Raw genomic sequence first — 21,938 nt, 5'->3', positions numbered from 1 at the left:
TGTTAGACCAGTGGTTAAGGAGGGATAGCCATGACTGAGTCACGAAAAGAACAAATCTTAACTTTGCTAAAAAAATATAAAAAATTAGATAACTCAGAACTGCAAAAACAGTTGTTTTGCTCTCCTTCGACTTTAAGGCGTGAATTAGTCGCACTTGAAAAAGATGGGATCATCCGTCGTTACCGTGGTGGTGTCGTTTTAGAAGTCGAACGAAATCACGTCATCTCAACAAATTATCGTGAAAATGTCATGGTTCAAGAAAAAGAAAAAATTGCGGAGATCGCTAGCACATTTATCGGACCAGGAATGAGTCTTTTTATTGACTCAAGTTCAACTGTGAAACAGCTGCTTCCCTATTTAGTTAAACTGTCAAATCTCGTTGTCATAACCAATGGCTTGAAAATCGCCTATGAGCTTTCCCAAGCTTGTACGGAAGATTCCAAAGTTTTTATGCTGGCGGGTGAAGTAATCAAGGATGCCGAGAGCGTTGTTGGGGACTATGGGAATTCTTTCTTAGACCTTTTTCAAATCGATTTATGTATTTTTAGTTCGACAGGAATTGATTTATCAGGGATCTATGAAGCTAATTTTGCTCAAGCCTTAGTGAAAAAGAAGGTAATGTCTAGAGGAGATAAAAGTTTGTTATTAGTCGACTATACAAAATTTGATAAAAAACATGCGTATAAATTTTCTGATTGGACCTCTTTTGAATACATCGTCACGGATCAACAACCAGCAGATGATTACTTACAACTTGCGTTGAAACACGATACCGAATTTCTCTATTGATCGATCATTTTTGAGAGATCGTGACAGAGGTACCTAAACCTAAGTACGCAAAATAAACCAAAGAATCCAAAAAATAGATTTCCCTATTTTTGAAGTTCTTTGGTTTATTTTTTGTTTATATTCTCAGCATTCCTTACACGGGTATTGCAAGAAAAGCGTATTTATTCCCTAAAAGTAATTTTTGATTCTTGTATAGCTATAGACTGTACGCATTTATACTATTATTTGATTCGACTGTTTTTCCAGTCATCTCTTCAAAATCTTTTTTCATGATCTCCCAAGAAGTTTTGATATCCTCATCTAAGCCGAATAATCCGCTACGCCCAATAATATAAATATCTGGATTGGCTTGATCAATTCGCTTAAATGATTGACGGTTAGACGAACCATCCATTTCGATCAAATAATGATATCCTTTTTCTTGCCGTAATTGTCGTAATGCGGTGATTTTATCTAATGTACTTTCGATAAATCGTTGACCAGCAAATCCTGGATCAACTGTCATGATCGTTACTTTATCAACTAATTCGATATAAGGAAAAATCGTTTCAATTGGTGTTTCAGGGTTTAAGACTACTCCAGCTTTTAAGCCAGCATCATGGATTTGATCAATCAAACGAAAAGCTAAACCGTCAAGTAATTCAGCATGCATACAAATCCACTCACATTTTTGTTGGATTAGTTGATTTACCCAAAAACTTTGATCGCTGACCATTAAATGAGCAGACATAGGTAATTGACTGATTTTACGTACTTCATCGATGAACCATGGCGATAATGTAATGTTCGGAACGTAATGGCCGTCCATGATATCGATATGGTAAGAATCAACATGTTCATTCAAAAATTCGATTTGTTCTTTGAATTTATCTAAATCCATCGTCATTAAGGATGGTGAAAAAGCTACTTTGCTCATTGAAAAAACTCCTTTATTCTATAATTTATCTACACTATAGCGACACCTTTTAACTAATTTGCTTTATCGCTTAAAAGATTTGAATGTCATCTAAACGAATGTCTTCCTCTTCTTTTTCTGGGACTGTTGTGACTTCCTCACCAACATCTTTCTTAATGATGGCTAAAACAACCGCTGTCACGATCACATTGACTAAAATGGCGATAACGCCTGCCCAAGGACGTGACATCGTTGGGATCATTAAAACGCCTCCAAAAGGAACCGTTGCATCTGCACCTAAGATCATAGTAGTCGCACCACCAGCAAAGCCCCCGATTGCAGTTGCTACAACCCCACGAACAATATCATTCATCACTAGCGGGATGACCCCTTCAACGATATTGATCACACCCATAGGAACTGCTGACTTCAAGGTTTCCACTTCAACCTTTGTATAGATGTTTTTGCGGAAAAGTTTAGCAATGAAATAAGCTAGGCCAAAACCGATTGGTGTAGCGGTATTCACAAGTTGTAAAGCTGTAATAGGACCGTTCACGCCTTCTGCTTGCATCGTTAACACAAAAGCAAAAACCGTCTTGTTGATTGGTCCACCATAGTCAACACCACTTAGTAAACCGATCACTCCCCCAAAGATCAACAAGGAAGAGTTTCCTAATCCATCCAAGAAGTTCGTTAGCAAAGAAGTGAATGCTGCGACTGGAGCTCCAATCACATAGACCATCACTAATCCACCAATAAATGAAGCAACAAAAGGAATAATCAATGTTGGCATCAAGCCTTTTGCCCAATTTGGCACTTTGAAATATTTTAAAATTGCTAAAACAAGATAACCAGCTAGATAACCACCTAATATTCCACCAATAAACCCTGCACCGATCGCATTAGCTGTTAAACCAATAATAAAGCCAGGAGCAATACCAGGTTTTCCAGCAATCGAGTAAGAAATCCCCGTAGCAATCACGACTGGTAATAAGCCTAAACCAGCACCACCCATCGTTGCTAAGGCATCAAAAAATGAAAATTCGCCTTGCACCAAAGTTCCTTGGCTCGTTCCACCAAATGCCATCCCAATCGCAATCAGAAATCCCGCACCACACACAATGGGAATTAAATAAGAGATGGCAGTTAACAAATGCCCTTTCAGATTCAGCTTCTTTATCTTTTCCATCAGTCTTCCTCCTTATTTTTATGAAATACTTTGCTGTGCTAACACTTCTTGCGCTTTTTCAATCAATTTATTGGGTGATTTCACCGCAATCTCAGTTGGTACTTGGATGATTCTTTTCCCTTCAAAGCGTTCTCGACCACTGATTTTCACGTCAACTGCTAAGATTACCAAATCTGCTTCCTTGATTTGTTCGGGCGTTAATTCATTTTCGATCCCGATGGTTCCTTGAGTTTCTACGTGCATCTCATGTCCTGCTTTTTTTGCCGCATTCTCTAGTTTCTCTTGGGCAATATAGGTGTGGGCAATCCCCACAGTACAAGCTGCTACTCCAACGATTTTCATCTTTTTATCCTCCTTTGATTTTTAGCTGAATGCTGCGACCACTTCATCTGCATCTTTTGCTTGGATCAATTGCTCGATTACTTCATCATTACCTAGTTTCCTAGCAAATAGTGAAAGTAACTTCAAGTGTTCTTGTGCCCCTTCATTATCATCCCCCACTGCAAATAAAATAATTCCTTTGACTCCCTTACCATCTAATGATTCCCACGGAATTTCATTTTCTGTAACACCGATTGCTACACCAATTCTATTTACATAAGGACTTTTCCCATGAGGAATGGCAATATAATTGCCGATCCCAGTTTGTCCTTCTTCTTCTCGCGCATAGATATCTGCCATGAAGCCATCTACATCTGTAATATAATGATTTTGCAATAACACCGTTGCCAATTCTTTGAGTACTTCATCTTTCGTTTCCCCCACTAAATTGGTCTTAATATTATTTGGATCAATGATTTTTGCTACTTCTACCATCAAATTTCACTCCTATTCTTTACTGTTTTACGACTTCCATGGCTTTCTCAATCAACTTATTTGGTGATTTGATCGCAATTTCAGTCGGTACTTGGATGATCCGCTTTCCTTCAAACCGTTCTCGACCACTGATTTTTACATCCACTGCTAAGATCACCAAATCTGCTTCTTTGATTTGTACAGGCGTTAGTTCATTCTCGATCCCGATGGTTCCTTGGGTTTCTACGTGTATCTCATGCCCTGCTTTTTTAGCTGCATTTTCTAATTTTTCTTGAGCAATGTAGGTGTGGGCAATCCCCACGGTACAAGCTGCTACTCCAATGATTTTCATTTGTCATTTCTCCTTTCGTTTCCATCGATTGTTTCCAGTCTTTTTCCTTCTTTTAAAGTTTCAATTACTTGTTCATCTGCTAGTAGGCGCATGAAGTTTGCTATTTGACGCTTGGTTTCGATTTTTTCTTGCGGTGCCAGAAATACCGCAAGAATCAACTCGACTTGTTGGATGGCTGGGTTCCAGTTCGCCATTCTTTGTTTCAATGGTAAAATAATGACTTTTGTTGCTTTGACTAATTGGTTTTCAATATGAGGTAGAAGTACCCCTTCATCAATTTGAATATCTCCAGTTTCCTCGCGTTCCAACAACGCTTGTACGATTTGTTCTTTTTTTATTCCCGTTTCTGAATCGACTTGCTGTGCTAGCCATTCATAGACTTCATTTCGTGAATGGAATACTGTGGGAGGAACATATTCGAGCCAATCATCTTTCATTGTATATTTCCTCAATCTTTCGTTGGATTCTTAACTGATCATCTGCTGTTAACATGCCGCTAACAAGTAATGTACGTGCAGGCAGCGGATCTTTGATTCCAATGGTTGTTAAAATCAATTCAATTCCGGGATTTTTTTCTAATGCTGATTGGTAATTCTTGGTGGCAATCACATCAACGACCGCCAGTTCAGGAAACTTCTTATTGATTTTTGCTCTTAATAATTCTGAAGTACCGATCCCTGTAGTACACATGATCAGTGTTTGAATCGGTAGTTGCTGTGTTTCCAACATCCGTGCAAAATATAATGTGATAAAACCGATTTCATCTTGATTGATCAAAGGCAGCTGATACTTTTTGCTAACATCTTTAGAAACAACTGATACATTTTTATAAATCTCTTCATAGGTCAATTGAATTTGTTCTAACAATCCGTTTTTGACATGGATATGATTTTTTAACCGATTGAGCATTGGTTTGATGTGATTGGCTAGATCAACAAAAATCGCTTCATTCGCCACCTTCAGATTGATTTTATCGCCCACCTCTTTCAGGTAATAAGAGGTAATTTCTGATACTTTATCTGGAAAAACCTGTTTCTTTTGCGTTGTTTTTTCCATCCGTGAGGATACTAGATATTGATACAAATAATAGACTTCGTTCATCGGTAAGCGAGTAACGAGATAACGTTCCACGTTTTGGATCACGATCATCGCCATCTCATAAATTGGACTTTCGTGGTCTAACGATTGAAGTTGCTCGGTAGATAACTCGATTTCTTTGATTTGGTAATTCGTCTTTCTGGAACGGCTGATCATGATGTACAGATGTGAAAAAATATTGACGTTATAAGGATAAGGGATTCCACCGCCTAATGTTTTTTCAATCAATTTCAATTGTTCTGATACAAACAACACATCGTAACGATTAAAATTCAACTCTTTTGTTCGATTGATTTCATCAATATCAAGAATATTCATCCGCCAGATGACTTCGGCGATCCCTCGCCGAATATTTGTTTCTGATCCTTGGATCGCAAGCGTGCGATTTTTACGGATCAGTTCAAGATCAAACTTTTTTATTTTCTTAGCTATCTGCTTTTCATCATTGGCAATAGCAGAATCACCAACATAATAATCTCTGAACAGCTCAGTGATTTTAAGTGCTTTAGGTGAAACCATCAGTAATTCTTCCATTACTCGATCTTGACGTTCAGCAGGCGATAGCTCTACAGAGGGTTTATTCAGTTCATTGGTTTGTTCGATAAACTTCCCATAATCTAATTTGTACCCCCGACCTTTTTCGGCTAGGATCAAGTGACCGTTAGGAAATTCAAGATTGATTTTCTTTATCAAACGGTAAATTGTTTTGGTCGAAGTTTCTAATAGAATGGCTAGTTCTTCTGAAGTCATATAATCTTTTTGTTTTGATAACAAAAGGATCAACTTATTTTCTCGATTCATCTGACTAGTCATGTTTCATCCCCCCTGTGTATCTTTATCATAAGACACATTATTTATTTTGTTTCACTGGACTTTGTCCATTGCAACAGACAATTTTGTATGCGTTTTCTTTAACTTTGTTATCTGTTACTTACTTTTTACGAAAGCGTAAGAAAGATTTTGTTTATTATAGTCTTTTTTAACTTATTATGGGAAAAAATTACTCATTTTCAAATAATCCCAGGAACTCATAAGAATTTTAACAAAAAAAGAGAGTCTAGGACGTTTTCCTAGACTCTCTAATAAATAATGAATGGTGTACAAAATTACTTAGTGACTACTGTTGTGCTACCTTCTACTTCTTTATAGTACCTTTAATTTTCACGTCCATTCGTTTTTATCTCTTGGATCGTTGGTTCCACACCAGAATCAAACTTTCGCAATAAGTAAATTTTTCTGATATTCAAGACTAATGTTTTAATGACAGCATACACCGGAATACAAATCAACATTCCTAGAATCCCTGCGACACTGCCAGCACCGATTAACACTAAGATAATCGTTAATGGATGCATATTCATGTTTTTTCCAAATAACAACGGTTTGATTACATTTCCATCTAATTGTTGGATAACAAGGATCGAAAGCGCCATGTATAATGCTTGGAATGGCGAAACAAATAGACCAACGATCACTGCCGGGACAGCGCCAATAAACGGTCCCACATATGGAATAATATTGGTGATACCACAAAATACAGCTAACAATAAACTATATGGTTGTTTAAAGATGGTCATAGCAATAAAACTCATGATACCAATGATAACCGCATCAACGATCGTACTACTGATATATGCCGATAACGTCTCATTTAGTTCTTTGACCGTTTGACGTACCTCGCCCCGAATCCCTTGTGGAAAGAATTTTGCTAAAGCATCGATAAATTTGTGTCCGTCTTTAAACATGAATAATAGAATAAAAGGCACGGTAAACAGTAAAACAAAAAACTGCATCATAAATGAAAAAACTTTAGAGACACTGCTGGATAAGCTTACCAATACAATATTGAACAAATTACTCAACGAAAGATTAGCCGAAGCTAATTGTTCTTCAATATTGAAATTTTTGATTTCCTCACGCTGTGCCAATTCATTGAGCCATTTACTTGTCTCTTCCGCATACATCGGCAAACTTTTAGTCAACTGGATCGTCTGTTCTGCCAATTGAGGAATCACATTCATTATCGCTAAAACCGCTAGTACGACTAGAACAACTAGCGTTAATATGTATCCATAAACCCTTGGGATTTTTCGTTTTTCCAAAAAAACAACGACCGGATCAAACATATAATAGAAAAATTTAGCAACCAGCAATGGCAATAAAATCGCTGATAACATTTTTAACACTGGACTAAAGACATTTGGCATCTGTAAAATAAAATATACCCCAATAATCGTCAGTACCAACTCGACAGTCCAAAATAATAATTTTGAATTTTTAAACTTTTCTTGCATACATCTCCTCCAACTCTTGATACTTTTATTTTATCATTTTATTAGAATTAAAGCGCTCTTTTCTGATAAACAGCTACAAAAATATTCTTTCTTTTTCTAATTACTAGTAGCTAATTTTCAAATTTAAAAAACTTCTAAGCTTAATGACTGAAATCATTATCTAAACAAATGCAAATAAACCAAAAAAAGACACCAAAAGCGCTCATTCGCTAAAATAGGAAATACTCTCTTAGCGAATAAGCGTTTTTATTTTATAACCCACTCTTCATAAAAACAACATGTGAAAAGCCTTATATTACCAACTGAACGGAATTGTTTCATTGTGCCACACTAACTAAATGAAGCTTCATGATATTTTTATGGACAGATAACTCTTCAATGACATCTGCATAAGTCATGTCCTTTGGTAAGTCAATTGTATAAATATTTTTATATACCCGATAATCCTCCACGAAATCCACGTCAAAATTTACGTCTTCAATGATAATTCCTCGTTGTTCAAAATACTCGGTCAAGAAATCTTTGGTTTCTTTCCGATGAATATATTGGATTTCTAGTTTTTTGGTCGTTGGTACGTGGATAATTTTTTTGACAACCGTTAATGCAATCACGATCCCGATAAAACTAATGATCGCAATCCAATAAAATCCCATACCAATGGCGATTCCTAGTCCAGCAATCGCCCACAGGGAAGCAGCTGTGGTTAGCCCGGTGACTGATTGTTTCGTCACAATGATCGTGCCAGCTCCTAAAAACCCAACGCCACTAACGACTTGTGCAATCAAACGTGCTTCATCTGAGCGAATCGTACCAACTAGTTCTGGGTATTCTAACGCATCACGTAACGCTTTACTTGCAATTTCCACTTGGATCAACGCAATGATACAAGCACCCATACATACTAAAATATGCGTCCGCATCCCTGCTGGACGATTTTTATATTGCCGTTCAAATCCAATCGCCCCGCCAAAGATCAATGCAATCCCTAGTCGTAAGATGATTTCTGGGACCGATAAGATCATCTCATCCATATAAATCCCCTCCAAATCAATATAGCATGTTTCGCAACTTCAAACAAAGCAAATCACCCCATTGCTTTGTGCGACAGATTAAAAATCTTATTCGATCAAAAAAGGGAGCTGAAAACGAGCAGCCCCCCAAAATTTTTATTTATTCTTATAGTTTGCTTCCTGCTGCATCATCAATAATCACGATCACGTTGTCGTGTTCTTGTAAAGCACTTGCTGGCAAATCAGTGGTCATTGGTCCTTGAATCATTCCTTTGATTGCATCTGCTTTGTTTTCACCATAAGCAAGTAAGACAATCTCTTTTCCTTTTAAGATCGAACCAATCCCCATTGAGACAGCTTTTGTTGGAACATCTTCTGCCTTTTCAAAGAATCGTTTATTCGCATTGATCGTTGATTCTGTTAAGTCCACTACTGAAGTTGTGCCATCAAATGGTGCACCAGGTTCATTAAATCCGATATGTCCATTTTGACCAATTCCTAGAATTTGGATATCGATTGGATGTTGTTCAAGGATTTCATCGTATTCTTGACAAGCCGCTTCAAGATCAGCAGCTTTTCCATCTGGTACATATGATTCTTTAAATGGTTTTTTATCAAACAATTGGCTATTCATAAAATGACGGTAACTTTGATCATCTGAACCGCCTAGTCCAACGTACTCGTCTAAGTTTACAGAAGTCATGTCACTGAAATCCAGATCGCTTGAAGTCATTTCTTTGTATAAAGTAATTGGCGTACTACCTGTTGCAAGACCTAATACTTTTGCCCCATTTTCCATGCCTTTTTTAATAATTTCAAAAGCTTTTTTTCCGCCCTCTTCAGCATTTTTCACTCGAATGATTTCCATAACGACTACTCCTTTGTTTTTGGTATAGCCCAATTATAGCACGACTTGTCTTTTTTTACAATATTAGTATAGACCAAAACCGACGATTTTCGTTTTCTTGACAATCTTGTCCCTTGCATGTTAGGTTGCATAAGATAACCTATCGCATGTCCTTTAAACTGATACTTTTAGTATACGTTTTTTATAATTAAAACATTAAAGACCAAGAAATTTAGAAAACAATCGCTACTTCTCATTAACTGAGAAACGATTTTCTAAAAGACGAGCAACTTATTTAAAAATTTTAACTGACATGTTCTCCTAGATTCGTTCGATCATGTCGAATGATCCTATAGTATGTTGAACAACTTCAGATCAGCTTTTTTATTTGTTTTGCTTTCTTCTATTAGTCTTCTTAACATGCATAACATTATTAGAAAGGAACAGAACATGAGTCTTTTAACATTAACAAATATCACGCAACAATTTGGAGATAAAATCTTATATGAAAATGTACAACTCCAAGTCAATGCTGGAGAACATCTAGGATTGATCGGACAAAATGGAGCTGGCAAAAGTACGTTGATCAAGATCATCACAGGAGAAATTCTACCAGATGATGGACAAGTCCATTGGCAAAAAAATATCCATAGAGGCTATTTAGATCAATATGTAGCGGTGGATGAAACATTGACCATCGAAGAATTTTTAAAAACAGCCTACTCTGATGAATTTAAAAAAGAAGCATTGATTACCCAACTTTATCAAGAATACAGCGAAACAATGGAAGAGGCATTACTCGAAAAAGCGGGAAAGCTTCAAACAGAATTAGACCAAGGAGTATTCTATCAAATTGATACCTTAGTCGCTGAGATGAGTAGTGGTCTAGGCATTGACGTTTTAGGTTTGTCGGCCCCCTTGAAAAAACTGAGTGGCGGACAGCGTTCTAAAGTGATTTTAGCGAAACTACTCTTAGAAACCCCCGATGTCCTGATTTTAGATGAACCAACCAATCACTTAGACGACCAACACATCCAATGGCTTACTCAATTTTTACAATCATTCGAGGGCGCTTATATCGTGATTTCTCATGACCAAGAATTTTTAGATAAAATCACAACCCATATCGCTGACATAGAATTTGGTAAAATCACCAAATATACGGGGCACTTAAAACAAGCATTACGACAAAAAGAACAAAACCGTGAAAGTTATCTACGCCAATTCCATGCCCAACAAAAGCACATCGAAAAAACCGAAGCTTATATCCGAAAATATAAAGCTGGTTCTCGCTCTACCATGGCAAAAAGTCGCCAAAAACAATTAGATAAAATTGAGCGATTGACTCCGCCTGCCTCAACAGCTAAGCCAATCTTTGATTTTCCTTATTCTCCGATCGTAACGACATTGGCTGTTGAAACGACCGATTTAGTTATTGGGTATGACCGACCTTTGCTTTCGCCGATCAACCTAACCATCCGCTTTGGTGAAAAAGTGGCGATTCGTGGATTTAACGGTATTGGTAAATCCACACTTTTGAAAACCTTGATTGGCGAAATCGAACAACTAGCCGGCGAATATCACTTTCCCGACAACACAGCGATCAATTATTTTTCACAAGATCTCATTTGGGAAAAACCTTTAGAAACACCCTTACAATATCTAGGCGCACAGTTTCCTAAAGCAACCGTTAAAGAATTAAGAAGACAACTAGCCAAATCTGGTTTAGTCAATCAACTAGCTAGTGAACCACTTTCTACTCTTAGCGGTGGTGAACAAACCAAAGTAAAATTGGCACAACTCACGATGAACCAAGGAAACTTATTAATTCTTGATGAACCAACGAATCATATCGATCATGAAACAAAAGATAGCTTACAAACCGGTATCAAGCATTTTCCTGGGACGGTGATCATCGTCTCTCATGAACAAGAATTTTACCAGGATTTAGTCGATCGAGTCATTGAAATTGAGGGATAAAATTGACTAAATTCTCTAAAAATAGATTATGTACAGCCTTTAACACCAGCCTGTCTCCTCTACACAAGAACCCTTGTGTGGGTGGGGGCTATTGCTGTTTAGATCATCGTTTTTTACAATCTTCTCTCTTTTCTTAATTGTCCAGGTAAACATCGCCCCAATTTAGAATCGTTAAAAAAACGGTAGACTCATAAAGTGTCTATTGTATCTTCATTCGCCAAAGTTCGAAGATGGTTACTTTTTTCTACATGGTCAATTATTAGCAAAACCAACGTCGTAAAAGCGGTGAGTAATCTAACTTTCTCTAAAATGGAAATTACTACTTTGCCCGTTATCTCCTACTAAATAAACATCCCTATGACTTCCACCACTTCAATCCACGTCAACAAATCGCATTGTTCAATTTTTTCAATATTTCTTGTGGTATAATCAACCGATCTTAATTGGTGTGTAGCTACTTCACCCACTATTTTCTGCGGGTCTTTTATTTCAATATATGTTGCAAAGTTCCTCTTTGTAGAAGTGATAGGACAAACTAAGCAAAAACCTGTACGCTCATTAAACTCGTCTCTACTAACTACTAACGCAGGTCTACGCTTTCTTATATCTTTACCTTTAGAAGGGTCAAAGTCAATCCAAATAATATCCTTTTGTTTTGGATATTTCATCTAGTATTCCTCGCCTTCAAGTTTCATGCTATCCCATTCGGATTCTTCGGCTGTAATCGATTCTCTAAAACCTTCCCAAGCCTTTTCGTTTTTAAAAATATCTTCTTTCTTAGGTTTCAATATATATGCTTCTCCTACTTTCAAAATAGTAAATATTTCTCCCACTTTTGGAGATATATCCTTCGGGAAAATTGCTCCCACAGAATTACCTATTTTTCTTGCTACTGTTTCCATATCTTTCATCTCCAATCCTTTTGCTAAATTAAGTTAAACTCAGTTTAACGAAATTATCAAAACATATCTTTTAAGTGAATAGATTTTTATGGAAACAACTCATTTTCATATGAAAATGTTATACAAATTAAATATAAAAATTTCTAAGTAGTCTACTGAATATTTTTTTGGATCTTTCATAATATAACTGGTACTAAACAAAGTGATTTTATACTATTGAACGTATCCATATTATTTTTTCGTTGGAAGTTGCACGAAATTTTCTAATAACTGCGGTTGATCACGAAATCAGTTATAGAAACTCCCAAATAAAATAGGATAGAAGTATATTAAAAAAGTAAGCGAAGGAATCGAAAAACGACTTTCGAATCCTTCAGCTTACTTTTCAAGTTGGACACTTCTATCATGACCACTTTTGAAAAATGATGTATTGACAAATATAGGCACATAATTGAAAGGCTAAACCAGTAAGTGTCACACCGAGCCAACCAAATTGTTGCCACATCGTTGTGCCTAGTAATGAACCAGTAGCACCACCAATAAAATACATAAACATGAATACCGTGTTATTTCGATTACTTGCTGCTTCGCCTAGTCCTTGCACTCGTGTCTGATTTGCCACTTGCCCAAATTGATTCCCGACATCTAACAGAATAATTGCCACTAACAAAACGACTAAATGACTCCCTGCAACTAATAAAGCAACAAAACTGAGCGTTTGCATCGCAAGTCCCATTCCGACAATCTTTCTCTCGGAATAAGAATCAGACAACCGGCCAACAATCGGTGCAGCTACTGCTCCTGATAGTCCAAAAATCGCCAAAATTCCTGCTTCAAATGTTCCCCAATGGTACACCGGACTACTGATATAAAAAATCAATGTTGACCAAAAAATCGAAAAAGTTCCAAACATAAAAAAGCCGCTAATAGACGCTTCTCTCAATAAGCGTTGTGTTTTCACTAAATAAGGTAAACTTTTTAAGGAATCAAGATACGATACAGATGAAGTTGTTTTTATTTGCGTTCTTGGCATTTTCCAATACAATAATCCGGTCAAGATAGCCACTAACACTAAAGCAAAAAGATAAATCATCCGCCAAGAAAAGAGGCTTGCTACAATGCCCGAAACCGTCCGTGAAAGTAAAATCCCCACTAATAAACCGCTTAACAAGGTCCCCATCACTTTCCCTCTAGCCTTGGGTCCTGCCAATACTGCTCCATAGGGAATAATGATTTGGGGCACGATCGATAATAAGCCGATCAAAAAAGAAGCACACGCAAATAATGTAAATGACGGTGCAAAAAAGGCCGCTAATAATGAAATCGCAGAGAGTGCAGCCATTTGGATAATCAGCTTCGTACGATCGACTACATCCCCTAATGGCACCAAAAACAACAAACCTAACGCATAACCAAGTTGAGTCAACATCGTCAAAATACCAATTGCACTTGTGCTAACCGATAAACTGGCTGCCACTTTCGTACCAATCGGTTGGATATAATACATATTCGCTACTACCACGCCACAAGTAATTGATAAGAGCAAAATCAGTGAAGACGTTAACGTCGTTTTTTCATTTTTATCCATTTATTTCCCTCATTTCCTTTATTAGTTTACAACTTCTTAGAAAAATTGGGAATAGGAAAGTTCAGTGTTTTACTACTTTATGAAACATAAGTTATCGTGAAATTAAAATAAAAATGAATCTTAAAAGTATAGAACGAAATCAAAGGGATATTTCTTTTAATCATTGATAATATCAATTATTTTACATGTCGTTTTCTACGATCCTTGTAAATAATTACCACTAGAAGTGTCAAAATAAGGACACTAGCAACTAACAACAAAGCAGTCTTACTATAGCCATGAAATAACGCTTCGCCTCCACAAGCATAAAGAATCGAGGAAGGAATCACGCCAATCACGATTGATAAAATGATGTCACGAATTTGTAGATTTAACGTCATCGCTGCAAAGTTGATAACGGAAGAAGGGATCACAGGAACCATGTACCCCACCATTACGCCAATTTTGGGATGTTTCATATTGCGGATCGCTGTTACCCAGCGATTGGATTTTTTTGAATGATCAAACAGCTTTAAATGTTGCATTAAAAAAATCGATAACATATTCCCAAAAGCATTACCAGAGACATTGATTAAAGTTCCTAGCAACGGACCATAGCTTAAACCTACCAATACACCGATGACAGAAGTAGGGATACCTGGAACAGCACACATCACGCTGATCAGTAATATCAAAAAGAGCGCTGTCCGAAAGCCATGTGATCGAATCTGATCCAGTAATGCTTGTCGACTGGTCTTGGGATCCAAAAACATTTGGATATCCGTCTGATACTCCAAATATAAACGATAACCAATAAATAGAATCAAAAGGAGTCCAATAATGATTAAGAAAACACGTAGTTTTTTTGTTTTCATTTTTCCACCTGCCTAAAATAATCCATCTTCTATTAGAGTATCACAAAAATAACTATGAGTCTTTTTTATTCATTTTACGCTTTTTATCACATTGGTAATTATTCAGAAGTATGAGAAAAAGAGTCTGGGGAATCACTTTAAAAACGGGTAAACGGTATTCAAAGAGCTGACCTTAGGCGATAAGTCAAAAAATCTCAAAACATGGACAGCTGTTTCAAAAAATTCTTTCTTATTGTCATTGGAGCTACCCGATACTCTCACAACCTCATTTCCACGGTATTCCAAATTCTATCAGAAAATAAGCCGTAGAACACCAAAAATAGGGGATGCTATTTTTGGATTCTCCGGCTTATTTCTCAGAGCTAGACACTTCTGTCACAGCCTCTTCTGTTCATTTATTTTCCTTTTTTATGTGTTCGAAAAAGTCTTTTTTTATCGTTAATCTGGCAAAGAAAATAACCAAAAGGATTCCTAAGATAATTAGATAGGGTATAAATGTAAGTGTTATTTCTTCTAACCCAAAATGATCGAATATTTTTTTTAATAAATAATCACTCAAAAAAACGAGAAAAAGCACACGAAACGTTCCCCAACCTTTCTCATTTGGTAGCATCTCAACCATACCGACAACAACAATAGGTACTCTAAAATAAATTTCATTGAGAGTAAATGAGTGATGCCCTTTCAAAATGAATTCTACACTTCCTATTAAAATAAACAATACAAGAAATACACCTATTATATATCTGGAATCGAACTTTTTCATCATTACACCTTACTTACATTGTTTTATATTCTGTCCCAATAAAAACAGTCTGCGAATCATTCCACATTTCCCGAACGTATAATCCAATCCAACCGTTCCCATTTGTATGTAATGCTGCTCTCCAGTTCTTAATCTATCATGATATCTGGCGGGCTATGAGTTGGCAATATGCTTAAAAATAAACGACAATGGTCTTTCTCGGCTTCAATTACAATGATAACATACGCAAAAGAACGAAATAATAGCTATTTAAGACTTCGAGACCGCTAATACAACCTCTCATTCCTGCCTCACTATCATCCCACTCCTAAAACGAGCTTTTTCTTTCAGAAAATCTTTAATGTTGGAATAAAAAATAACACCTAATCATTAGCTGATTAAGTACTATTACCAAATATCTAAGTACAAAATATCTAACGCGTGTTTACCGTCTTCTGAAAGATTATAGTTCTCATCAAAGGATTGAAGGATATGAAAATCTTCAATTTTATCGTAAATCTGCACAACTTCATCATCTGTATAATTACGATCTTGAATAATGACGTTCAATTTAGTTTTCAAAAACTGGATATCTGCAGGGCTTAGCATTTTATAAAGTTCCATCTTTTACTCCTTATTTCTTTTTTAGAGACATTGGATAGACTGTCATCCTTCAAATATTATCAATCACATAAATTATAGAGCCATAATAAAAAAGCATTGAAACCCTATCGTATCAAGGGTCTCAATGCCAACTAATTTCGAAAAATTATTTAACAGTTTTTATTTTTCCATTTTTTGACTAATTCTAGTTAATTCTGATTGCTTTAATATCAACGTTTATAAAGTTTTTCAGTTACTAATATTTTCTATATTTTTCTAAAAAGTATGGTCAAAGTATGGTCATTTTTCATTACGTTTGACACATTTTATTTATCAAGTATAATGATAGTTGAAAGTGAATTTAAACAAATATACACCATAAACACAACGTACCTGCGAATACGTTGTGTTTTTTCTTTTTCAAAAAAAGACGCTTACCGCTGCGAAACAGTAAGCGCCATGTCGGCTCTAATGTTTATCTAGCCAATGACTAAATAATGCCAACGTTAAACCAATTAATAATGGCAAGAGCACGTGCTCTAAAGTGAATTCAAACAAATTATACACCTCCTTCCACAAAAATCTCTGTGGAAGCGACGAGCCGACATTTTATTATAGCATTATTGAATTTTATTTTTTACAACTTTTTATACAATAATCTATGAATTTTCACAACCAAGTTATTTGCAAATAATCTAAAAAAGCTACTCTTTCGAGTAGCCTTGAACGGATGTCATCATCTTGGGGGGGTTCAGAAAAAATTCATTTTTTATAGATTGTGTAAAATGATGACACTGTCATTTTACCACGATTGAAATTATTGTTTTATTACTTTTTTGACGTACAGATAAAAATAAAAAATACCACCCGAATGTGAGTGGGGATGATTTATGGAAAGTTGCATGGAATATTGTATTAACGCAAATATTCTTTCCAATCTATAGGAAATCCTATACGATCAATCGAAATGAAATCATCATATAAATCAATAAGATATTTCAAATTCTTTTTAAATAAAGAAAAGTATTCTTTATCTAAACATAACTTTTGACAAATTAATATAACGATAAATGCTCGATTATTTATAAGATTTTTTTCTTGTTCTTCTCTGGTCAACTTAGCTTGAATAGGAAATATTCTATCATATATTCTTCCATTATGCGCACAAATATTTCTAACTAAAGATAGTAGATAAATCCAATTTGCTAAATAAAAACTTCCTATACCATAGTTGCTTTTTGAAATACTATTTCTCAAAGGTCTTTTTATATTAGAAAAAAACTTAGATAAAGAACCAAAATCAGATATTTCTGCAGCTACCCATACAGGAAATATTTTTTCGTATTTTGTAATATAGTGTTCAGTATATAATTCTCTTCTCTTAGCCGATTGAAATATTAATTTTTCAAAATTTTTTAACCATGCTTCATGATATTCCTTATTTTCAAAATTCTCAGAGTTATAAAATCCAGTTGCAGAAGTTGCTAAAGCAAAATCACCAGATATCACTGATTTCAATTCTACTTCAATATGTTCAATTATTTGGAACAACAATAATCTGAAACGTTCATCAAAACGATAATTTTTATAAATCAAATCAAAAGTTACACCATTTTTAAATTTATCTTTTGATTCATAATAAGGCAAGCAATATCCTTTAAATCTAAAATAACCAATTTTTTTTAATGCTTTAATAGCAAACTCAATATTTTCTACTACTAAACCTCTTTCTTTCAAAATCTCTACTTGCCTTTCAACAGTCGTAGCACATCTATTGTATTTCATAGACATTCTCCTTGAACAAAAAAACGTCCCCACTTGGGACACTTGAGTCAGAGGTGTGTGGGGTTCTATTGATTACATTAAACCAAAGCAAAAACACGTTGTCAACTATTCTCGATTAAATTTATTTAACCAAAAACATCAAAATAGAAATACTTTTTATTATTTAATAATTTTCAAGTGTTTTTATCAAATAGATTAATTATGTACCCTGCAGGACTCGAACCTACGACCGGACGGTTATGAGCCGTCTGCTCTGACCAACTGAGCTAAGGGTACAGGTTGTTGCCACCATGAACAATAAAAAAAGAGATAACATTAGTTTTTGTGGCAGCAAACCTATTATCGCATAACTTTGGAGTGTGATTAGCTATGGGTAAAAATGAAGACATGCGATAACAAGATTATTTTATCGAATAATTTTTATAGTTGTCAATACAGTCATCTAAATACTTTATATCGATCATTTATTCGAAAGCAAGCTACTCTTGAAGATTTACAAGAATTAGAACAATTGATTTCAGCACAAAAAAGACCTCAACCAAGAATGATTAGTTGAGGTCTTTTATTCTAATAAAACTTTTATATGCTCTTTACATATGTAGCAATACTTACTATAGGTTCTGTCTCTTACCTGTTCTGCACTAAGTCCATTGTGTCCAGCAGTAATACATAGATGGTAAACATCACAAAAAATCAATTGATATTCAGTCTCTTCACTGCTAAGCGCCTCTATCCTTAGATAAATCCTAAAAGGATTTTCTTTAATATTTTTTTCATAATGAGCTACACCATCAACTTTAAATAATGAAACATTCTCAGCACTTAATACTTCATTATATCCATACTCTTTTAAAACTGTTCTTAAAGTAGATGTATTGGTTCTAGAAAAATCTACTTGTTCATTATTCATACATATATAACTGATATCTTGTGTAATTTTCTCAATTGTTTTTTTTGTTGTGGTAGGAACTTCATTTTTATTTATAAAGTTAGTGAATTTTATCTTAGGTAAATGTTTAGATACCAAAAATTTCTCCGATATATTAATACGACGTTTTCTCTTTGGCTCTTCCAATAGAATTTCTCCGCCATTTTTAAGTTTTGCTTTTATATCAATAATATTTTGAGGTTTTAATTTATTTTTTATTTTTTCTTCGTTTGTTTGAGAACTAGATTTATTAGATACAGAAAAATTAAATGACTTCGAGTTTATATTCATCAATTATTTTATCCTTATCCATCTCTTTTTGTCCCTGATCAAATGCTTTCTTCCACTCTTCATCCTCATGACTTCTTTCAACAAGAGTAAAATCACCCATTTCATCTGTTTGCTTAATCACTTGCTCGATTAATTCATTAATTGACTCTTCTTTTTCATTTGATGGACTCCAATCAGGTGCTTCATCAATCCATTGTGAGTTATATTTATTGGCTTGGTAAATAGAACGAAGTACAGGACCATACTGCCATGCTTCAAAATTTTCTTTAAACAGATATTTAGGGTAGTCTGAGCTTCCTTCAAATTTGCTATCTCCTTCATTTTCTGAATTCAGCTGTCCAAGCGTAGCTCCATAAAAAGCAAAAATAAAATATAAAGTTTTTTGTAATCTAAGAGGAGTCATTTCTCTTCGAGACTTACTTTTCACTAATTTTGCCAAAGTTAAAATATTATCAAAAACAACTTTAGTTTGTTTTTCAGACATTAAATTCCGCCTCCTTTTAGTAATACATAAAAACCGTTTTACTGTTAATATTTATATATAAATTATCCGATACCTATAATATAAAGTCAATATATATAAGTTAATTTATTAGCTAATTTTGTTAACAATTTTGTTTGTATATCTGATAGTATATAAATAGTAAAAATGCCTTTGTATAAGGAATAAGCTGTATTTTTACTATCTAAATAGTATACAGTTTTACTAACAAATTAGTTAACAATATTAGCAACTATCTTAACAACTATATGTACTTCCCCTCAAAATTGAGGGGATAATTTTTTAATAGGATAGTACTTGTCCTGGATAAATCAAATTAGGATTGGATAATCCATTACGCTGTGCCAGCGCTTGATACGTTGTACCTAACTTAGATGCGATTGACGATAAGTTATCTCCTGATCGAACAGTGTATGTTCTAGTAGTACTTGCTGTTCCGTTCACTTTGAGAACTTGTCCAGCATAGATCATATTCGGATTGCTTAGTCCATTTAACGAAGCAAGTGCTTGATACGTTGTTCCATATTTTGTAGCGATTGAAGATAGCGTTTCGCCATATTGAACGACATGAGTTTGAACAACTGATGGTTGTTCTGCAACTGTCGTGGAATCTGGTAAAAGTTCTACATTAGATTTATCGATCCAAGATAAAATATTCGCAAGTAAGATTTTATTACCGTCTACTTGCTGTACTTTGTAGCTTTCACCCTTTACCCATTGTGGGATTGCTTCTCCAGTTGCCCAGTTTTTCGCTGAGAAATTCACTTTAACAGTGTCACCAGTTTTAATCTCTGATTTTGTTTTTTCACTCGTTTCTTCGCCTGCATTAATTGCTGGTGTATCTGTTTGTGGTTTATCTGAATTAGTATAACCATTATCAGTGATTCCTGTTAAATCGACATCCCCATCCAATCCCCCTGCAATATAAGTAGATGTAAACTGCCAAATGGCAACCCCATCCATACTTGGAAAATAGTTATACAACGGTTCTGGAGTTACATTATAGCTAGGATATCCGGCAATCCATAAAGAGTTAGGAAACTCTTTGATGATTTGTTGATAATCCACGTATTGCAACGTAAAAGGCTTATAGCTGTAATACATTGGTGTATATCCTGCTTGTTTGATACGGCGCATACCATACAAAATCGTTTCTGTATTTGCATTTCTATCAGAACTAGCGCCGTGTTCAAAATCTAAAGCTACAATCGAACCTTTCGGTGTTTGAATCTTAGGCAAGAAATAATCCATTGTATGTTTAGCGATATCCATGTTTCCATAGGTGTCATACCAGATATAGGTATGCGCTCGTTTTCCTTGCGCAATAGCACTTGCTACTTGTGTTTTGTATGTGCGCTGCTCGTAAATGCCATTAGCGTTATACCCGCCAATTTGAGCAATAGCAAATTTATCATGAGCATAACCAAAACGCCCTTGATCTCCTTGATAAATCGCCCAATCCACACCCTGATCGCCTTTGGCGGCAAAAACATTTATAGGCAACAAAAAAAGAGCTACGAGAGCTCCTGCTAAAATTTTCTTTTTCATTCGTTTACTCCTTATCTTTTAAATTGTAAGCTGATACCCCTGTAATTACTCCTAAAAATGTTGCTACTGCATTGATAGTTAATACTGTCATATCAGTGTCATTCCATCCATACGCTTTTCCTAACGTGGCTACTAATACAGATAAAGTGGGCAATACCGTAAGTACTGTCCATTTAATAATTTGATAATATTTATCGGGTAAAATCATTACTTCTCGCCTCCTTTCATTTCCTGAATATCATGTTCTGCTTCATTCATCCGTCCTTCTAATAGAAAAGTACGTTCAACAATATGGTTATGCTTTTCAACTTTTTTCTCCAATTGTTCAATTCGATAAATGGTCAGTTTATTTGAAAAAACAATGCCTGCAAACGTACCAACTAACGTTCCTGTAATACTTAAAGCAGAAATAATCGCATCAATACTCATAGTTCACCAACTTTCCAACAAAAAAGCATACTCCAGGGAGCATGCTTTAACTTTCTTTATTAATAATTTTATCTGCTTCTTCTTCAGTAATACTTCCTTGTGCAACATAACCCATTATATCTGCTTTAGTATACACACCTAAATCATATAAAAATTGGATATCTTCTTTACTTGGATACATTTGGCACGCCTCCTTCTGTAATTACGACATCTTCTTTCGGAAAAACAACGTCTTGAATCTTTTCTACGATTCCTCTTAATTTTGTCAATTCCTTCATCGTATTTGCCATAATTTGATTCGAACGAACATACGTATCATATGGTACCCCTCGAACCCACATCCACTGGTTGTTTTCCCAATCAAACCCTGCAATCATCACATCTGGGCCTTTTGGCGGTTCGACTTCTGTGAATGGTCGTGAAGTCGTTGAATCTTTAGGCGCTAACCAGATTTCATAACCTTGTCCTACTACTTTATAGACAACTTTCATGTTTTCGTTCATAAAATTTCCTC

26 protein-coding genes and 1 tRNA gene are annotated in these 21,938 nt (G+C 35.3%); 2 read left to right on the top strand and 25 right to left on the bottom strand.

What is annotated here, in order from left to right:
- The first annotated feature begins 30 nt into the window (after window positions 1-30).
- Window positions 31-789, top strand: coding sequence for a DeoR/GlpR family DNA-binding transcription regulator (locus AB3H93_RS00730; protein ID WP_010720077.1), 759 nt, complete (start codon window positions 31-33; stop codon window positions 787-789).
- Window positions 790-985: 196 nt separating this feature from the next.
- On the opposite strand, the gene alsE is transcribed toward AB3H93_RS00730, so the two are convergent.
- From alsE to AB3H93_RS00680, 10 genes are all read right to left on the bottom strand, one after another.
- Window positions 986-1,705: a D-allulose 6-phosphate 3-epimerase gene (gene alsE, locus AB3H93_RS00725; RefSeq protein WP_368019967.1), complete on the bottom strand. Its 720-nt coding sequence runs from the start codon at window positions 1,703-1,705 to the stop codon at window positions 986-988.
- 70 nt (window positions 1,706-1,775) lie between these two features.
- A complete protein-coding gene (locus AB3H93_RS00720; protein WP_010720079.1) occupies window positions 1,776-2,873 on the bottom strand; it encodes a PTS fructose transporter subunit IIC in 1,098 nt (365 codons plus the stop codon).
- Window positions 2,874-2,891: 18 nt separating this feature from the next.
- Window positions 2,892-3,215 carry a PTS fructose transporter subunit IIB gene (locus tag AB3H93_RS00715; protein WP_034699505.1) on the bottom strand — a complete coding sequence of 108 codons (324 nt, stop codon included), beginning with the start codon at window positions 3,213-3,215 and terminating at the stop codon, window positions 2,892-2,894.
- A 21-nt stretch (window positions 3,216-3,236) separates the two neighbouring features.
- Window positions 3,237-3,689 carry a PTS sugar transporter subunit IIA gene (locus AB3H93_RS00710; RefSeq protein WP_368019966.1) on the bottom strand — a complete coding sequence of 151 codons (453 nt, stop codon included), beginning with the start codon at window positions 3,687-3,689 and terminating at the stop codon, window positions 3,237-3,239.
- A gap of 19 nt (window positions 3,690-3,708) precedes the next feature.
- The gene (locus AB3H93_RS00705; protein WP_368019965.1) at window positions 3,709-4,020 is read right to left on the bottom strand and encodes a PTS fructose transporter subunit IIB; all 312 of its coding nucleotides are present in this window, start codon (window positions 4,018-4,020) and stop codon (window positions 3,709-3,711) included.
- Entirely contained in the window at window positions 4,017-4,457 is a 441-nt protein-coding gene (locus tag AB3H93_RS00700; protein ID WP_010720083.1) for a PTS sugar transporter subunit IIA, read from the bottom strand. The genes AB3H93_RS00705 and AB3H93_RS00700 overlap by 4 nt, the downstream gene beginning before the upstream one ends.
- Window positions 4,447-5,931 (bottom strand): PRD domain-containing protein, encoded by a 1,485-nt coding sequence (locus AB3H93_RS00695; RefSeq protein ID WP_010720084.1) that lies wholly within the window; start codon window positions 5,929-5,931, stop codon window positions 4,447-4,449. The genes AB3H93_RS00700 and AB3H93_RS00695 overlap by 11 nt, the downstream gene beginning before the upstream one ends.
- A 341-nt stretch (window positions 5,932-6,272) precedes the next feature.
- Window positions 6,273-7,412 carry an AI-2E family transporter gene (locus AB3H93_RS00690; RefSeq protein WP_368019964.1) on the bottom strand — a complete coding sequence of 380 codons (1,140 nt, stop codon included), beginning with the start codon at window positions 7,410-7,412 and terminating at the stop codon, window positions 6,273-6,275.
- A gap of 317 nt (window positions 7,413-7,729) precedes the next feature.
- On the bottom strand, window positions 7,730-8,443 hold the full coding sequence (locus AB3H93_RS00685) for an MgtC/SapB family protein (RefSeq protein WP_010720086.1): 714 nt from the start codon (window positions 8,441-8,443) through the stop codon (window positions 7,730-7,732).
- Between the two features lie 145 nt (window positions 8,444-8,588).
- Window positions 8,589-9,290 carry a glucosamine-6-phosphate deaminase gene (locus tag AB3H93_RS00680; RefSeq protein WP_010720087.1) on the bottom strand — a complete coding sequence of 234 codons (702 nt, stop codon included), beginning with the start codon at window positions 9,288-9,290 and terminating at the stop codon, window positions 8,589-8,591.
- Between the two features lie 429 nt (window positions 9,291-9,719).
- Here AB3H93_RS00680 and AB3H93_RS00675 point away from each other — a divergent pair, with 429 nt between their 5' ends.
- Window positions 9,720-11,249 carry an ABC-F family ATP-binding cassette domain-containing protein gene (locus tag AB3H93_RS00675; protein WP_368019963.1) on the top strand — a complete coding sequence of 510 codons (1,530 nt, stop codon included), beginning with the start codon at window positions 9,720-9,722 and terminating at the stop codon, window positions 11,247-11,249.
- A 341-nt stretch (window positions 11,250-11,590) separates the two neighbouring features.
- On the opposite strand, the gene AB3H93_RS00670 is transcribed toward AB3H93_RS00675, so the two are convergent.
- The 15 genes from AB3H93_RS00670 to AB3H93_RS00600 all read right to left on the bottom strand — a co-directional run bounded on the left by AB3H93_RS00670 (window position 11,591) and on the right by AB3H93_RS00600 (window position 21,927).
- Entirely contained in the window at window positions 11,591-11,917 is a 327-nt protein-coding gene (locus tag AB3H93_RS00670; protein ID WP_010720089.1) for a type II toxin-antitoxin system PemK/MazF family toxin, read from the bottom strand.
- Window positions 11,918-12,151, bottom strand: a complete 234-nt coding sequence (locus AB3H93_RS00665; RefSeq protein ID WP_010720090.1) for a hypothetical protein — start codon at window positions 12,149-12,151, stop codon at window positions 11,918-11,920. It lies immediately after the preceding gene.
- A gap of 403 nt (window positions 12,152-12,554) precedes the next feature.
- Window positions 12,555-13,739, bottom strand: a complete 1,185-nt coding sequence (locus AB3H93_RS00660) for an MFS transporter (RefSeq protein WP_368019962.1) — start codon at window positions 13,737-13,739, stop codon at window positions 12,555-12,557.
- 176 nt (window positions 13,740-13,915) lie between these two features.
- Window positions 13,916-14,593 (bottom strand): TVP38/TMEM64 family protein, encoded by a 678-nt coding sequence (locus tag AB3H93_RS00655; protein ID WP_010720092.1) that lies wholly within the window; start codon window positions 14,591-14,593, stop codon window positions 13,916-13,918.
- A gap of 391 nt (window positions 14,594-14,984) precedes the next feature.
- Complete coding sequence (locus AB3H93_RS00650; protein WP_088745407.1) at window positions 14,985-15,359, bottom strand: hypothetical protein; 375 nt, start codon at window positions 15,357-15,359, stop codon at window positions 14,985-14,987.
- Between the two features lie 387 nt (window positions 15,360-15,746).
- Entirely contained in the window at window positions 15,747-15,962 is a 216-nt protein-coding gene (locus AB3H93_RS00645) for a Spo0E family sporulation regulatory protein-aspartic acid phosphatase (RefSeq protein ID WP_081127692.1), read from the bottom strand.
- 894 nt (window positions 15,963-16,856) lie between these two features.
- Window positions 16,857-17,726: an Abi family protein gene (locus tag AB3H93_RS00640; protein WP_128448501.1), complete on the bottom strand. Its 870-nt coding sequence runs from the start codon at window positions 17,724-17,726 to the stop codon at window positions 16,857-16,859.
- Between the two features lie 202 nt (window positions 17,727-17,928).
- A tRNA-Ile gene (locus AB3H93_RS00635) sits at window positions 17,929-18,002 on the bottom strand.
- 286 nt (window positions 18,003-18,288) lie between these two features.
- Window positions 18,289-18,945: a hypothetical protein gene (locus tag AB3H93_RS00630; protein WP_128436270.1), complete on the bottom strand. Its 657-nt coding sequence runs from the start codon at window positions 18,943-18,945 to the stop codon at window positions 18,289-18,291.
- On the bottom strand, window positions 18,920-19,429 hold the full coding sequence (locus tag AB3H93_RS00625) for a Panacea domain-containing protein (protein ID WP_128436272.1): 510 nt from the start codon (window positions 19,427-19,429) through the stop codon (window positions 18,920-18,922). The genes AB3H93_RS00630 and AB3H93_RS00625 overlap by 26 nt, the downstream gene beginning before the upstream one ends.
- A 300-nt stretch (window positions 19,430-19,729) precedes the next feature.
- The gene (locus AB3H93_RS00620) at window positions 19,730-20,995 is read right to left on the bottom strand and encodes a LysM peptidoglycan-binding domain-containing protein (protein WP_128436274.1); all 1,266 of its coding nucleotides are present in this window, start codon (window positions 20,993-20,995) and stop codon (window positions 19,730-19,732) included.
- Window positions 20,996-20,999: 4 nt separating this feature from the next.
- Window positions 21,000-21,203: a phage holin gene (locus tag AB3H93_RS00615; RefSeq protein ID WP_081126476.1), complete on the bottom strand. Its 204-nt coding sequence runs from the start codon at window positions 21,201-21,203 to the stop codon at window positions 21,000-21,002.
- Entirely contained in the window at window positions 21,203-21,424 is a 222-nt protein-coding gene (locus AB3H93_RS00610) for a hypothetical protein (protein ID WP_128436277.1), read from the bottom strand. Before AB3H93_RS00610 ends, AB3H93_RS00615 begins: the two co-directional genes overlap by 1 nt.
- Before the next feature lie 46 nt (window positions 21,425-21,470).
- A complete protein-coding gene (locus AB3H93_RS00605; RefSeq protein ID WP_128436279.1) occupies window positions 21,471-21,605 on the bottom strand; it encodes an XkdX family protein in 135 nt (44 codons plus the stop codon).
- Complete coding sequence (locus tag AB3H93_RS00600; RefSeq protein ID WP_081115524.1) at window positions 21,592-21,927, bottom strand: hypothetical protein; 336 nt, start codon at window positions 21,925-21,927, stop codon at window positions 21,592-21,594. Before AB3H93_RS00600 ends, AB3H93_RS00605 begins: the two co-directional genes overlap by 14 nt.
- Window positions 21,928-21,938: the final 11 nt, after the last annotated feature.

The organism is Enterococcus sp. C74 (assembly GCF_040887125.1).
GTDB lineage: Bacteria > Bacillota > Bacilli > Lactobacillales > Enterococcaceae > Enterococcus_B > Enterococcus_B hirae.
This window is presented reverse-complemented; position numbering and strand designations above follow the sequence as displayed.

Bases quoted from the DNA above. Each gene is read 5' to 3' on its own strand.
- AB3H93_RS00630 (WP_128436270.1), bottom strand. From the start codon at position 18,945: ATGAATATAAACTCGAAGTCATTTAATTTTTCTGTATCTAATAAATCT.
- AB3H93_RS00710 (WP_368019966.1), bottom strand. From the start codon at position 3,689: ATGGTAGAAGTAGCAAAAATCATTGATCCAAATAATATTAAGACCAAT.
- AB3H93_RS00680 (WP_010720087.1), bottom strand. From the start codon at position 9,290: ATGGAAATCATTCGAGTGAAAAATGCTGAAGAGGGCGGAAAAAAAGCT.
- AB3H93_RS00645 (WP_081127692.1), bottom strand. From the start codon at position 15,962: ATGGAACTTTATAAAATGCTAAGCCCTGCAGATATCCAGTTTTTGAAA.
- AB3H93_RS00610 (WP_128436277.1), bottom strand. From the start codon at position 21,424: ATGAGTATTGATGCGATTATTTCTGCTTTAAGTATTACAGGAACGTTA.
- AB3H93_RS00720 (WP_010720079.1), bottom strand. From the start codon at position 2,873: ATGGAAAAGATAAAGAAGCTGAATCTGAAAGGGCATTTGTTAACTGCC.
- AB3H93_RS00670 (WP_010720089.1), bottom strand. From the start codon at position 11,917: ATGAAATATCCAAAACAAAAGGATATTATTTGGATTGACTTTGACCCT.
- AB3H93_RS00640 (WP_128448501.1), bottom strand. From the start codon at position 17,726: ATGAAATACAATAGATGTGCTACGACTGTTGAAAGGCAAGTAGAGATT.
- AB3H93_RS00660 (WP_368019962.1), bottom strand. From the start codon at position 13,739: ATGGATAAAAATGAAAAAACGACGTTAACGTCTTCACTGATTTTGCTC.
- AB3H93_RS00715 (WP_034699505.1), bottom strand. From the start codon at position 3,215: ATGAAAATCGTTGGAGTAGCAGCTTGTACTGTGGGGATTGCCCACACC.
- AB3H93_RS00625 (WP_128436272.1), bottom strand. From the start codon at position 19,429: ATGTCTGAAAAACAAACTAAAGTTGTTTTTGATAATATTTTAACTTTG.
- AB3H93_RS00665 (WP_010720090.1), bottom strand. From the start codon at position 12,151: ATGGAAACAGTAGCAAGAAAAATAGGTAATTCTGTGGGAGCAATTTTC.
- AB3H93_RS00675 (WP_368019963.1), top strand. From the start codon at position 9,720: ATGAGTCTTTTAACATTAACAAATATCACGCAACAATTTGGAGATAAA.
- AB3H93_RS00600 (WP_081115524.1), bottom strand. From the start codon at position 21,927: ATGAACGAAAACATGAAAGTTGTCTATAAAGTAGTAGGACAAGGTTAT.
- AB3H93_RS00690 (WP_368019964.1), bottom strand. From the start codon at position 7,412: ATGCAAGAAAAGTTTAAAAATTCAAAATTATTATTTTGGACTGTCGAG.
- AB3H93_RS00700 (WP_010720083.1), bottom strand. From the start codon at position 4,457: ATGAAAGATGATTGGCTCGAATATGTTCCTCCCACAGTATTCCATTCA.
- alsE (WP_368019967.1), bottom strand. From the start codon at position 1,705: ATGAGCAAAGTAGCTTTTTCACCATCCTTAATGACGATGGATTTAGAT.
- AB3H93_RS00730 (WP_010720077.1), top strand. From the start codon at position 31: ATGACTGAGTCACGAAAAGAACAAATCTTAACTTTGCTAAAAAAATAT.
- AB3H93_RS00605 (WP_128436279.1), bottom strand. From the start codon at position 21,605: ATGTATCCAAGTAAAGAAGATATCCAATTTTTATATGATTTAGGTGTG.
- AB3H93_RS00685 (WP_010720086.1), bottom strand. From the start codon at position 8,443: ATGGATGAGATGATCTTATCGGTCCCAGAAATCATCTTACGACTAGGG.
- AB3H93_RS00615 (WP_081126476.1), bottom strand. From the start codon at position 21,203: ATGATTTTACCCGATAAATATTATCAAATTATTAAATGGACAGTACTT.
- AB3H93_RS00655 (WP_010720092.1), bottom strand. From the start codon at position 14,593: ATGAAAACAAAAAAACTACGTGTTTTCTTAATCATTATTGGACTCCTT.
- AB3H93_RS00705 (WP_368019965.1), bottom strand. From the start codon at position 4,020: ATGAAAATCATTGGAGTAGCAGCTTGTACCGTGGGGATTGCCCACACC.
- AB3H93_RS00620 (WP_128436274.1), bottom strand. From the start codon at position 20,995: ATGAAAAAGAAAATTTTAGCAGGAGCTCTCGTAGCTCTTTTTTTGTTG.
- AB3H93_RS00650 (WP_088745407.1), bottom strand. From the start codon at position 15,359: ATGAAAAAGTTCGATTCCAGATATATAATAGGTGTATTTCTTGTATTG.
- AB3H93_RS00695 (WP_010720084.1), bottom strand. From the start codon at position 5,931: ATGACTAGTCAGATGAATCGAGAAAATAAGTTGATCCTTTTGTTATCA.